Source organism: Lysinibacillus sp. PWR01 (assembly GCF_043359455.1).
Taxonomy (GTDB): Bacteria; Bacillota; Bacilli; order Bacillales_A; family Planococcaceae; genus Lysinibacillus; species Lysinibacillus fusiformis_F.
Genome location: NZ_JBHERJ010000093.1, coordinates 1 through 13,652, shown reverse-complemented (window position 1 = coordinate 13,652; position 13,652 = coordinate 1). Strand labels below are relative to the sequence as shown.

10 protein-coding genes are annotated in these 13,652 nt (G+C 38.4%); 5 read left to right on the top strand and 5 right to left on the bottom strand.

The annotated features are described in order from the left end of the window. Positions 1 to 345: 345 nt before the first annotated feature. The 5 genes from ACEVFT_RS21425 to ACEVFT_RS21405 form a co-directional block, all read right to left on the bottom strand. Positions 346 to 792, bottom strand: coding sequence for a MarR family winged helix-turn-helix transcriptional regulator (locus ACEVFT_RS21425; RefSeq protein WP_342442351.1), 447 nt, complete (start codon positions 790 to 792; stop codon positions 346 to 348). A 23-nt stretch (positions 793 to 815) separates the two neighbouring features. After that, positions 816 to 1,220 carry a transcriptional regulator Spx gene (gene spx / locus ACEVFT_RS21420; RefSeq protein WP_004225558.1) on the bottom strand — a complete coding sequence of 135 codons (405 nt, stop codon included), beginning with the start codon at positions 1,218 to 1,220 and terminating at the stop codon, positions 816 to 818. 451 nt (positions 1,221 to 1,671) lie between these two features. Further along, positions 1,672 to 3,243: an ABC-F family ATP-binding cassette domain-containing protein gene (locus ACEVFT_RS21415; RefSeq protein ID WP_393951254.1), complete on the bottom strand. Its 1,572-nt coding sequence runs from the start codon at positions 3,241 to 3,243 to the stop codon at positions 1,672 to 1,674. Between the two features lie 34 nt (positions 3,244 to 3,277). Next, positions 3,278 to 3,463 (bottom strand): SE1832 family protein, encoded by a 186-nt coding sequence (locus ACEVFT_RS21410; protein ID WP_004225556.1) that lies wholly within the window; start codon positions 3,461 to 3,463, stop codon positions 3,278 to 3,280. Positions 3,464 to 3,655: 192 nt separating this feature from the next. Next, positions 3,656 to 4,702 (bottom strand): PseG/SpsG family protein, encoded by a 1,047-nt coding sequence (locus ACEVFT_RS21405; RefSeq protein WP_205446683.1) that lies wholly within the window; start codon positions 4,700 to 4,702, stop codon positions 3,656 to 3,658. Positions 4,703 to 5,100: 398 nt separating this feature from the next. Between ACEVFT_RS21405 and ACEVFT_RS21400 the strand changes: the two genes are divergently transcribed. The 5 genes from ACEVFT_RS21400 to ACEVFT_RS21380 all read left to right on the top strand — a co-directional run bounded on the left by ACEVFT_RS21400 (position 5,101) and on the right by ACEVFT_RS21380 (position 13,090). Beyond that, positions 5,101 to 5,943 (top strand): oxidoreductase, encoded by an 843-nt coding sequence (locus ACEVFT_RS21400; protein WP_393951253.1) that lies wholly within the window; start codon positions 5,101 to 5,103, stop codon positions 5,941 to 5,943. Positions 5,944 to 6,058: 115 nt separating this feature from the next. Next, positions 6,059 to 6,613, top strand: coding sequence for an NADPH-dependent FMN reductase (locus ACEVFT_RS21395; protein WP_205446685.1), 555 nt, complete (start codon positions 6,059 to 6,061; stop codon positions 6,611 to 6,613). A 112-nt stretch (positions 6,614 to 6,725) separates the two neighbouring features. Beyond that, positions 6,726 to 10,508: a DEAD/DEAH box helicase gene (locus tag ACEVFT_RS21390; protein ID WP_393951252.1), complete on the top strand. Its 3,783-nt coding sequence runs from the start codon at positions 6,726 to 6,728 to the stop codon at positions 10,506 to 10,508. A 1-nt stretch (position 10,509) separates the two neighbouring features. Next, positions 10,510 to 11,262, top strand: a complete 753-nt coding sequence (locus ACEVFT_RS21385) for a hypothetical protein (RefSeq protein WP_393951251.1) — start codon at positions 10,510 to 10,512, stop codon at positions 11,260 to 11,262. A gap of 757 nt (positions 11,263 to 12,019) precedes the next feature. Then, the gene (locus ACEVFT_RS21380) at positions 12,020 to 13,090 is read left to right on the top strand and encodes a glycosyltransferase family 2 protein (protein ID WP_393951250.1); all 1,071 of its coding nucleotides are present in this window, start codon (positions 12,020 to 12,022) and stop codon (positions 13,088 to 13,090) included. Positions 13,091 to 13,652 lie beyond the last annotated feature (562 nt).

The window sequence follows — 13,652 nt, the reverse complement described above, 5'->3', positions numbered from 1 at the left end:
TTCCACACCAACCCACAAAAGTTTAGCAAAGGTTTTCAAATAAAGTGAAGGTGTTCACTACTCTTTATGAAGAGGTGTTGTCACACATCACTTCTCCACATTGAAAATAAAAGCTTATCCCCGCTAAGAATACAGATAATGGGCTATATGATCGCTATGCTACTATGAAAAAAAGTAAAGACACTTTGCAGAATGGTTGATTGGAGTGGAGCAAGCGTCACTCCTAGGGGATTTAGCGGCTCCTCGGACGCCCCCTGGAAAGGATGCTGGCGGAACGGAAATCAACCCCTCGCCTTGCAAAGTTGCTTTTTCTGCCGTTGACATCATCTTCTTATTGTATGTCCTTTATTCTGACCGATTTGTCTCAACATCCAGTAAACATTTAGAAAAAATAGTTCGTAAGGTTTGCAGTTCCTCTGCTGTAAGCATACCAAACATATTATTAATGATTTCACTCACTTGTTGACGAGATTCTTTTAATATGGTTTCACCGTCAGCAGTAATGATTAGTTGAGAAGCTCGGCGGTCTGTGGCATGCTGTGTTTTTTCAATAAAGCCAGCATTAATTAGCTTCGTTGTTAAAACAGTGACTCCACCAGTAGTTACTTTTAACCGCTCAGCAATAGCAGAAGGGCGTTTTGGGCCCTCCTGCGATAAGTAGTCTAAAATTAAAATATGGGATTTTGAAAAGCCGAGTACATTATGATTATTCCACTCGTTTGCCCACTTACGCTCAATAGATGAAACGACTTCAAACAACGAGGTAATGGCTTTTTGTTTTTCTTGATCCATAGAAGGTCATCTCCAAAACTGTTTTAACTTTCTTGTGCCAATCTTGTCATCGCATTTAATTCGTAAGCACGTACTTTACGTGGGATAAAACGACGGATGTCCATCTCATTGTAACCAACTTGAATACGTTTTTCATCTATTATAATAGGGCTACGCAACATTCTTGGGTGTGCTTGAATAATGGCAAATAGCTCTTGAATAGAAAGTTGGTCGATGTCGATATTTAAGTTTTTAAAGTCATTTGAGTTTGTTGCAATGATTTCATCTGTGCCATCTTCAGTCATGCTTAGAATTTCTTTGAATTCTGCAAGTGTAAGTGGGTGAGATGTAATACGTTTTTCTTTATATTCTATGTTGTGATCTTTTAACCATTTAAGTGCTTTTCTGGATGAAGAACAGCTCGCTTGTGAGTAAATTGTAACTGTCATTCTTCATTCCTCGCTTTCTTTTTTAGATTATATTTTATAAATAGCTTATTAGTAAGTTAATAGTTTATATATATATCTTACTAGTAAGCTATATATAAATCAATAGTTAATTGAAAAAATTTCTCAATCGAATTAGTATTTTTTCAGTTATATTAAAATATACGAAGATAAGCATAAAAAGTTTCGTTTATTCAGCTTACAATGATGTAAGTTTATGTTAACGTTGCTGATGTCACTGGAGATGACTTTTTTAAGCTATAAAAATTCATGATGAGTTAATAGGGACTACTAGAATTCTGAGTTTATCTCTTAGGAGAGAGTTAGTTGGAAGCAGGAGTAAAATTGTTAGTCCACTGATTATAGTATGTTTAAATGAGGATAATTATACATTGAAATTTAAAAAAATTTAAAAGAGCAGCCCCATAACATGTTGGAGCTGCCCTTGAAATAATTAGTCTTGGCTTTGTTGTCCAGATGTAAACCAATCTTGAACATTCCAGACTTTTGTTGCGAGTCCTTCATAGAAATCTGGTTCGTGACTTACTAGCACAATGGTACCTTTAAATTCTTTCATGGCACGTTTTAATTCATTTTTTGCATCTACATCTAAATGGTTTGTCGGTTCGTCGAATAGAAGCCAGTTCGCTTCCTCCATCATTAATTTACATAAACGAACTTTAGCTTGCTCGCCACCAGATAATGAATTAAGCGGACGTGTAATATGGTCAGTTTTTAGACCAGCTCTTGCTAAAGCTGCACGTACTTGGGCTTGTTCCATAGAAGGGAAGGCATTCCAAACATCATCAATCGGTGTGATTTTCTCTGCTTTTACTTCCTGTTCAAAGTAAGAAGGATACAGGTAGTCACCTCGAATTACTTTCCCACCAAGCGCATTAATTTTACCTAACATTGTTTTTAATAAAGTGGATTTACCCACACCGTTCATACCGACTAAAGCAATTTTCTCTCCTCGTTCAATAGCAAAGGATAGTGGGGGAAGCAATGGCTTGTCTTTATCGTAACCAATGACTAAGCTTTCGGCCTCCACAACATAGCGGCTAGATGAACGTGCTTCTTTAAAACCGAATTCTGGTTTTACAGCTGTTTCTGGGCGATCAATTCGCTCTAAACGATCAAGCTGCTTAGCACGAGATTTTGCACGACCGGTAGTGGAGTAACGTGCCTTGTTTTTGGCAATAAAATCTTCTTGTTTCTTGATGAAATCCTGTTGCTTTTCATAGGCTTCAATATGCTGGCGTTTATTGATTTCAGCAAGTTCTAGGAATTTTTCGTATGTTGCAGTATAACGAGTTAATTTTGAAAATTCCAGTTGGAAGATGACATCCACTGTTTCGTTCATAAATTCTGTATCATGTGAAATTAGAAGGAAAGCATATGGATAGTTCTTTAAATAGATTTTCAGCCAAGTAATATGTTCCTCATCAAGATAGTTTGTAGGCTCATCTAGTAAAAGCACTTTTGGTTTTTCTAATAAAAGCTTAGCGAGTAACACCTTTGTGCGCTGTCCACCAGAAAGAGCAGCTACATCACGCTCTAAGCCAATGGCATCCAGGCCAAGTCCACGTGCCACCTCTTCAATTTTCATATCTAGTGAATAAAAATCTCCTGCATCTAATGCATCCTGCACTTCTGCCATTTGTTCTAATAGTACTTCTAATTCTTCTGGCGTTGCGTCTGCCATCTTGCCTGTAATTTCATTCAGTTCTTCTTCTTTTTTATATAATGGTAAAAAGGCATCGCGTAACACTTCACGCATTGTTCTACCAGCCGTCAGTACTGTATGTTGGTCTAGATAACCATAGTGTGTACCAGGAAGCCATTCGACTTTTCCTGTATCGTGGATCGTTTGACCTGTAATGATACCCATTAATGTAGATTTACCTACACCATTAGCTCCTACAAGCCCAATATGATCACCTTCCACTAATCGAAACGATACATCTTTAAAGAGTGTACGATCACCGAAAGAATGACCTAAATTTTCTACTGTTAATATTGCCATGTCTGTTCCTCCAACTGTCTTTCTTGTTTACATTTTATAGTTCTGCAAGCTGCTTGTTAAGTTCAGCCAATTGAGCTTCCATATTTGCAAGACGTTGCTCTGCTTTTGCTACCTGATCGTTATGCCCAGTAGACTCCAATTTTTCTATATCACCTTGTAAATTCATATAGTCCATTTTTAACTCTCTAATTTGATATTCAATATCACTTTTTGTTGGCATAATGACTGCTCCTTTTGAGAATATTTTTATAGTGAATGCGTGTAAAAGCGATGGAGGTTTTGCTAATCCCCCACCGCTTATTCATTAAAATCAATCGGGTACTGGTTGAATTTACTTATGTCCCAACTTCTATAAGAGGAATTGGAGTGAAAAATTCTTATATATTGTATCATAATCATCTTCGAAGTAGCACTAAGTAGAAGCGATATTATGACGATCATAAGCAAAATCTAAGAGTAATGCTTGAAGTGTTTCATTATTACTAGCAAGATTGAGTTGTCGCTGTTTTCTCACTGCTCGTTCACTGCGAGCTTCGTGTAAAAGAAACTCCATAACAGCATTTTGGATTTGTGATTGCTTCATTTTACGGCCAAGTCCTAGATGAATAAAGCCGTTGTGCTCCCGAGGGAAAGCATGTAAAAGCTCAGCTTCAGTTTGTGCAAGTGTAATGCATGGCACTCCGTAAGAGGCAATTTTATAAGGCGTATAGTTAGCATTACAAATAATGACATCTGCTTTAGGTAGTAGTTTGAGGAGTGCATTTTTATCTCGAAGAATGGCAGTATTGCGACGACTAAGCACCATCATTTGTAAGTCATCCGTTGCATGGCGATAGCTGTCGTCGATCATAACTGTAATTTGTAGTGGTATTTGTAGTTGAGTTAAGTGTCGAAGTGTTCGATAAGTTAAATTATGCTCGTCCCCATCCTCAAAAGCAACGACGATATGAGGCGGGTTTTCAGGTGTTTTACTATCAGGAACGTCATCAAATTGTTGGTAGGCTTCTGGTAGGGCAAAAACAAAGCTTCCACCAAGATAATGCGATGGTAAATAATCTTTCACTTCTTGATAGAGTGCTAGTAATACACAATCACAGGCTTGGCCACCTTCACCAAAATCATCGAAGTGAATAATTGTTTTGCAGAAAGGTCGTAAATCCTCTACTTGCCAGCCTTCAGAATTCCGCCCATCTCTAACAATTAAATCAGGTTGAAGTCCTTTGATTTGCTTAGGCAATTCGTTAAAGTGATCAAATAAAATAGGAGAAATTCCTTCATTCATTAAAATTTGGATTCCGTCATTTGAAGGAGTCTTTACAAATATAAAAACCTTCTCATTCGTAAGTAGCTTAGCTAATGTTGAAACCCGTTCAAAAGGATACAGCCCTTTATCAATACAGCTTTCAATAATGAAAACAATCGTTTTTTTTGGTTCAATTGCGTGTGTTTCTTTTTGCAAATGTATCCCATCCTTTCCTCTGTCTCTTTAAATTATGGTGAAGAAAGAGCAAGTATGTGTAAAATTTAGGATTTGATAATGAATGCCTCTAGAGGAATCTTCTAAAATAGCTATCTTTAATCTGTTTTAATCATCAAAAAATGGTCGATATAGATAGTAAGGTCAATTGTAGGAAAGATACATACAAACTTGAAAGTCTTTATCTTGATTCAGAAAAATTCCTCTGCAAAAAGAGGAGAGATGATTGTTTATTTATCATCTAATGTGTCAAGATAAAGCCTACGCAGGATATCACGGATTTGGAAGGAGAGCTTGTAGAGCAAGCTCGAAAAAATCTGGATGCTTTTAGACTGAGACGTAATTGATACACTATCAATATGTAGAAGGACGGGAGAAAAATGAGTATGCGTGCAGCGATTGTTGTAGGGGCGACTGGTTTAACTGGCTCTGCTCTGGTTGAACAATTATGTGGAAATGATGAGTATATTTCAGTAACAGTAATTGCACGAAGAAAGCTAACTTTTACGCATCCAAAGTTAGAAGTGAAAATTCGTGATTTTGATAGAATAGAAGAAAACGATATTGGATTTGCTCATGAGTTGTATTGTTGCTTAGGTACAACCATCAAAAAGGCAGGCTCTCGTAACATGTTTGAAAAGGTTGATTTTGAATACCCATTAGCAATTGCTTCTTTAGCAAAAAAACGGGGAATCCCTCATTTTCTTGTGATTACGGCAATGGGAGCCAATGAGAATTCTCCATTTTACTATAATCGGGTTAAAGGAAAACTTGAGCGTGATTTAGAGGAACTAGGTTTACAAAGACTTTCCATTATTCGACCCTCACTCTTAGTAGGGAATCGTGATGAATTTCGTTTAGGGGAAAAGGCGGGAGAAAAATTATTAAAGCTTGCACAGCCTATATTAATTGGACCTTTAAAACGCTCTAGAGCAATAGAAGCCACACAAGTAGCAAAGGCTATGATTATCATTGCCCTATACGGTAAACAACAGCCAGTCACTATTTATCCATCAGACGAGTTGGCAACATTAGAGTATCCTGAAGTACCAGAAGAGGACGTTTCAAGAGAGATATTATTTAATTGGGATAAGCTGAATGAAGGCGAGAAAGTAAATCGCGATGTTGTTATTAATCGAGATAAATATAAGCTTGAGGAAACGGTCATTGATAAGGAAGTCCATTTCCGACATCGTGATCAGGACAATGAATTTAGGGATTAATTTTGTCGTTCCGTCTAAAGACTGAATTTATATCGATTGTCATACAATCCTTTCCGAGCCACTTTTCATTTGTTACAATATTATTGTAGAAGATGAATGTGGAGGCAAAGTAAAGATGAAAATTTTACTCGTTGATGGCACTATGTTTGGTCGTAAAACTGGTGTTATTTTAGAGCAAGTGGAGCAATATATTAAAGAATTAGATGCTAGTTTCGAGTTAGAAATGATGCATTTTAGTCAATATAAGCATCAAATTGTGGATGGTTCACCATTAAATGATGATATGAAAAAAATGATTCAACAATTCGAGGAAGCAGACGCTTACATTATTGCAACGCCTATTTTCCAAGCGTCCATTCCAGGTGTTTTGAAAAATGCTTTTGACTTCTTACACCCTAAAACGATGCGCTATAAGCCCGTATCCATTGTTGCAAATGGCGGCACATACCAGCATCATCTTGTAGTCGAAAATCAACTAAAACCTATTTTAGACTACTTCCGAGCCCTTGTTACGCCAAACTATGTATATACACATACATCACATTTTGATGCCGATAATAACATTGTCGATGAAGACGTTCATAATCGTTTACGTGAATTAGCTCGTGTATTTGTTCAATATTGTGAAATGAGCAAGAACTTGCCGAAGGAAACGATTGATCAACATTAAGATAGCCCTTGTACGGTGGTAAGAAATCACTGTGCAGGGGATTTTTCTTTGTAAGTATTGTTTTAGGATGTGATAAAATAAAACTTTAGTGACTCAGGAAGGAGGGCTGCTCATGCAGGACATCGCTTTACTAGAAAAACAACGCTGTAATCTTATTTTGACCAATAAGGCGAAGGAAGCGGTAGAGGAATGCTCAGCAAACGAGCATGCCTTTTTTGCGTTACAAAGATCTTTTACTGTCTATATTGAAAAACGAAAAGCAAAAACAGTTGGTGAAACCTTTTTATCCATCTATTTTAATGCGGAGGACAATGATAAATTAAACGATGTTCTTGCTGAGAAAACGGTCATTATGGATTGTGTGTTGAAGGTGGATGGATTGCTGGCAACCAATATTCGATTTGTCCATATGCGTGGACCTATCAACACAAATCGTCGCTTAGCAGCCGCATTGCAATTTGTGACAAAGTCTAATAATGGAGCAGGTATTCCACTTGAGCTTCATACGAAAATAAGACAGCTACCGATAGCAGAAGAACGTACAGAGTATGTAAAAAAACGTATAGCCAGCTGGGAAGGCTATCTAAAAATTCAAGAACGAGATGCAACCATTGATGATATTCATACAGAATTTAAGCAAAGCTACTTCAATGAAGACTTCACACGCTTAACCATTGTATGTCCCTACATAAAGAGTAAAGAGTGGAAAAAGCTAGAGGATTTAAGTGTAAACATTCAAGGAGTTCGTGGCGAAATTGGGCAGGTTTTAAAGGCGAATGCAGGAAAGCAAACGGTTGAAATTGATTTAAAACCTTTCATACAGGACTTGGCTCGCAAGGATCAGCTGAACCTTCGTTCAAAACAAGCAAGCTTTAGTAATTTTGCAACATTAAGCCAAATTCGACGACTACGTAATGGTTTTACAAAGCTAGAAAAGGGTGAGGCAGTAAACCCTAATTTAGAAACAATACTGTTTGAGCGACGTCCGACAGTTCGCGCATCCAAGCTACGAGAAGATATTGAGTTTCACAATAATTTAAATGAATATCAGCGACGAGCCGTTTTAGGCGCATTATCTGTTGAGGATTTATATGTCATTCAAGGTCCACCAGGTACGGGGAAAACGACTGTTATTTCAGAGATTTGTCAGCAAAATGTTAAAGCAGGCTTAAAAACACTTGTTGCCTCACAGTCGAATTTAGCAGTGGATAATGCATTAGGACGTTTGTTGTCCAATCAAGAAATACGAATTTTACGCTATGGTAGAACGGAAAGTATTGAGGAAGAGGGTAAAAAATTTATAGAGGAAAATGTTGCGCTTCAGTGGCGTGAGCAGACACTTGCTGCGATTGAAGAAGCAATTACAATATTTCCAGAGCGTCAGCAAGAACTAGAAGCAAATCTTGTAAAAGCAAAAGATGAGCTAGCGAAATTAGAGCAATGGCTAGAGCAATTAACACAGGATATAGCCGCAAAAGAGCAGGCAGCTATTGAAGAACCTATTTTACAGCAGGAGATTCAAGTATTAAAAAAAGAATTGAAGGCTGCTAAAACAGAGCAACAAACATGTGAAGCGCAAAAAGAGCATTATGAGAAACAGCTCGCACAAATTGAGCCGATTGTGCAGCAGCTTGAACAGACACTTGCTGATTATCCTTCAGTCGAGCAACTACAGCATGCGATTCAGGAAACTTCAGAAAAGGTGGAACAACTAGAGGCTGCTGCTCAATATAAAGAACTGCAAGAGCAAAAGCACCAGTTAACACAGCAATTTGAAGAGATACAGCAGAAATATGACATCGAAAGTAATCGTCTAGTCATCATGAAGGAAGCACAAAAGTATATATACACCTTAACTTCTTTTGAGCTTATCCAGCGTTTTTTACAACATTATCAAATTCGCCCCTCTCATGTACTTTCGCAGCAAATAGGGCGCTTGCAGCATTTGGAAGATGCAAAGGATTTAGAGGCATGGTCAACGATTAATGCTCGCTTACAAAAAGCAATTGCCAAGCTAGAGGCTTTAGTTACACATGAAGTGAAGGAACGTGCCCTTGCTAAAAGTAGATTACAGCCCGTCCAATCATTTTCGTTGCAAAACCTTACAGGGGTATTCGCTCAACTAAACACGACGTTTCAAGATGGTCAAGCACCAGCAAATGATGTTATCGAAAGTTATTTACTGGGGCTATATATGCGACGTGATTTTGTTTGGCAAAAGGGAATAGCACTAAAGCAACAACAAGAGCATAAAGATCAGGAATACGAATCTTTTCGTAAAAATCTAGTAACTTTAATTCATCAGGAGTGTGCAATAACTAGCTTTGACGTGCAAAGTTACCAGCGACAGCTCCAACCATTTTTACAGCATACTGAGCGTTTACAACAATTAGCAAACGCCTTTCAGATTACTGAGGAGCCAGAAGAATCTGTTGAATATTTAAAAGTTCTTGCCTCACAAGCTCGTGAGTCCCTTCAACAAGCGAAGAAGCAGCTTGAGGCAGTGGAACAGGCTAAAGTACAGCTCGTTCCTAAACAAGCCTCTCTACAGACTGTCCAAACGAACTTACAGGAAGTAGAACAACAGTTAACGCAAATGGAAGAACAGATAAAAGACATTAATATAGCTGGATTAAAGAAAGAGAAGCAATTAACAGTTTATACAAAGCTTTTACAATCTACGCCAGAACGAACGGCTGAAGAGGTGAAGGAAGCTATTCAAGCTGCAAACCAAGCAATCGAAGCATTACAACGTCAGGAAAAACAGCTACCACTTCGCCAAAAACTACAAGAACAATGGCGTGAAAAACTACAAAACGCAACAGAGTATGATTTAGATGAAATTCGAAAATTGTATGTGCGTCATGCGAACGTTATTGGTACAACATGCGTAGCTTCTGCCAGTAAAGAGTTTATGGAAAACTATCCGACCTTTGATGTAGTTATTATTGATGAAGTTTCAAAGGCAACACCACCAGAATTACTCTTACCAATGCTGAAGGGGAAAAAGGTTATTTTAGTAGGTGACCATCATCAGCTTCCACCATTACTGGGGGATGATACGCTGGAGGAAACATTAAAGGCAATGCTAGAAGAAAATCCAAACTTTGAAGGTGCACAGGAATTAAAAAATCTGTTGCGTGAATCATTATTTGAGCGTTTATTTAATAATTTGCCTCCAACACATAAGCAAATGCTAGCATTACAATACCGTATGCATGAGAAAATCATGCAAAGTATCACACCATTTTATGCGAAAGAAGAAAATGGCTTGCAATGTGGCTTGCCAGATTCAGATGCAGCAAGGGATCATGGCTTAGAGGGTCAATTTGTAAAACGTGACGACCATTTACTATGGATTGATATTCCAACAGAGAAACCTTATTTAGAGGAGCAGGTAAAAGGTGGAACGAGTCGATATAACGAAGGGGAATTACAAACGATTCGCCGTATCTTATTAGATCTCAATGAAGCCGTGAAGATAGCAAAAGAAGCAGGGCGTATGCCACACGATGCTCAGAAAAGCGTGGGTGTCATTAGTTTCTACGGTGAGCAAGTAAAGAAAATTAATCGCCTTCTTCAGCAAGAATTACAGCTACCACATCTGCAATTTAGAACAGGAACTGTCGATAAATTCCAAGGGATGGAAATGGATGTCATTTTAGTGAGTATGGTACGGAATACGCCTAAGGGTGGAGACATAGGCTTTGCCAGAGATTACCGTCGTTTAAATGTTGCTCTTTCTCGTGCCAGAGAGTTACTTCTACTTGTAGGAAGTGCCGATATGTTTGCAAAACGTGCAAAACATCAAGAGACAAGAGAGATGTATATGAATTTATTAAAGACAGTAAAATCCTACGATGGCTTGCGTAATCATGAAGGATTGGTGATGTAGAGTGTCAAAATTGCAGCAACGACTAATGCGTGAGCTTCAACAAAATCGCAATATTAAGATTGTCAAAATGGCTGAATGGTGTATCCCCATTCGGACTGTCGATGTGACCTATGAGCCAGTTCGCCGTTCGACAATGGATGTCTTAATGACAATGCTTCTGCTTAGTATTCAAGAGGCTGATTTTGGAAACACACAGGAATTGAGTGAGCTATTGCTAGTGGATCCGTTATTTATTGAAGACTTGCTTTCTTTAATGCTTCGAGTAAATCTTGTGAAGAACGAAGACGACTTCTATAGACTAACTGAAAAAGGACAGCAGCAGCTAGGACGAGGTATTTTTGAAGAAGAACTAGAGGAAGAAACCTCCACGCTTTACTTTAGTCCTTGCCATCAAGCATTTCTTACTGTCGATACGAATAATGATGAATATGATGAACTGCCAGAGCTCTATCGTTATATTGACAAAGAGGCTGAACAACAGGAACAGTTTGAGGAGTCCATGGTGATAGCAGCATTACAGGAAGTGGATGAAGAAGAGGAAGGTAACTCGCAAAAAATCATCGCAAAAATTGTTCAAACAGAAGCACAACAAATTAATGATAGCCCATGTTTAGAATTTGTTCTTTATGATAAGGAGCAGGATATATTATTTGTACGAGTGTGGAATACATTGCTCAATCAATGGGATCATCATTTAGAGCAACAGCTTACAGACAAAGAACAGTTAACATGGCGTGAGCAATATTTGTCTTGATTTAGCAGGAGTTCAAATACTAGAACAAAAACGAACGTGTGTTGTGTTCGTTTTTTCATGTTGTTGAAAAAAGATGATGTCAACGGCAGAAAAAGCAAGTTTGAAAGGTGAGGGGTTGATTTCCGTTCCGCTAGCATCCTTTCCAGGGGGCGTCCGATGAGCCGCTTCACATACTTCCGTTCGCTCCAGGGTCTCCTCTATGACGCTCAATCCCCTAAGAGTGACGCTGGCTCCACTCCAATCAACCATTCTGCAAAAGTGTCTTTTCCTTATCTTTCATACTAGCGGTAGCGATCAAAATAGCCCATGATTTGTATAATTAGAAAAAGGATAGGCTTTTATTTTCAATGTAGAGAAGTGATGAATGACAACACCCCTCCATAAAATGAGTAGTGAACACCTTCACTTTATTTGAAAACCTTTGCTAAAAAGGTAACACTTTTGTGGGTTGGATTGGAAGGCTACTTGACTCCCGTGGGATAGCGAGACAGGCGAGCCCCTACACGGAGCGGTAGCGGAGGAAGCGGCTCGGCGCTCGCCCACAGGAAAGCAAGTAGCCTGCAACGGAAATCCATTTTCTCCTTTTACCAAAATTCTATTGATGGTTTTGTTTTTCAACACTAAGCAAAAACGAACGTGTGTCGCGTTCGTTTTTTTGTTTTACACGATAAATTTACAAAGTTAGGTGATAATCGAAAAAACTTTTCGATAAAATATTGCATTAGCGCATATTACAACATTGTTAAGGAGGGGACAGATGTTAACGATTAGTTTATGTATGATTGTTAGAAATGCACAATGTACGATTGAAAGATGCTTAGATTCGGTTCAGCACCTAGTAGATGAGATCAACATCATTGATACGGGTTCAACTGATCGTACGAAAGATATTGTCCAAAATTTTACCTCTCGCATTTATGACTTTCCCTGGTGCGACCATTTTGCTAAAGCACGAAACTTTTCCTTTCAGCAGGCAACAAAAGACTATATTTTATGGCTCGATGCTGATGATATCATGACAAAGGAAGATCAACACAAGTTCAGTCAACTAAGGCAATCGTTATATCCTTCTATTGATGCTGTAACAATGGATTATTATTTGACGCTTGATTGTGATGGAGAAGTGGAGTGTAGTGAACGAAAGTATCGTCTAGTAAAAAGGGCGAATCATTTTCAATGGGAGGGTGCTGTCCATGAAAATTTAAGGGTGTCCGGGCAGTTCTATCATAGTGATATCGCTGTCACCCATTTACCGTTAACACAAGATATTCATCGCAATATTCGTATTTATGAGGGATTAATAAAGGATGGGCAATCTCTTTCAGCAAGAGAAACATTTCATTATGCGAATGAACTAAAATTACATCAACGTTACCTAGAAGCTATTAATCAATACCATCTATTTTTGGATAGCAACTTAGGCACTACAGATGATCGCATTGATGCTTGTCTACATGTAGGGGAATGCTATCGACGTTTACATGATGATCAACAAGCACAGCAAGCTATTCTACAATCCTTCCTATATGATCGACCAAAGCCAGAAGCATGTTGCCGAATGGGCCAATTTTTTATGGAGCAATTAAAACATAAAGAGGCTATTTACTGGTACTCTCAAGCCTTGCAACAAGCTCCTGTCGACACAATGACTATCCAAAAGCGGGCTTATTCAACATGGATTCCTCATTTACAATTAAGTCTGCTATATAGAGAGTTACGGTTATTTGTAAATGCCTATCAGCATAATCTAGAGGCACAAAAATGGAAACCGCATCATCAGGAAATAATTAATAATGAAAAATATTTACTTAGTCAATTAAAGATATAAATCTTTCTTATGGGAAAGGTATATCAATAAACAAGACATAAATAGCTTGGCCAATTAACACAGAGACACCTACAACGACCGTCATAAAAATCACATTGCGTGGTCTAAAAGTTTTCGCGTCCATTAAAAACCTCCCTTATAGAATGTTCAGTCAATTCAAGATATGTTTTGAAGGGATGAGTATGCATAATGAAAGAGCAAATTCACTCTAAATGTGAATTTGCTCTTCATGTTGTTGAAAAAAGATCATGTCACTAGCAGAAAAAGACCTTTTGGCAAGGCGAGGGGTTGATTTCCGTTCCGCCAGCGTCCTTTCCAGGGGGCGTCCGATGAGCCGCTTCACTCACTAACGTTCGCTCCAGGGTCTCCTCTGTGACGCTAAATCCCCTAGGAGTGACGCTGGCTCCACTCCAATCAACCATTCTGCAAAATGTCTTTACTTTTTTCATACTAGCATAGCAATCAAATAGCCCAATATCTTTATTCTTAGAGGGGATAAACTCTTATTTTCAATGTGGAGAAGTGATGTGTGACAACACCCCTCCATAAAGAGTAGTGAACA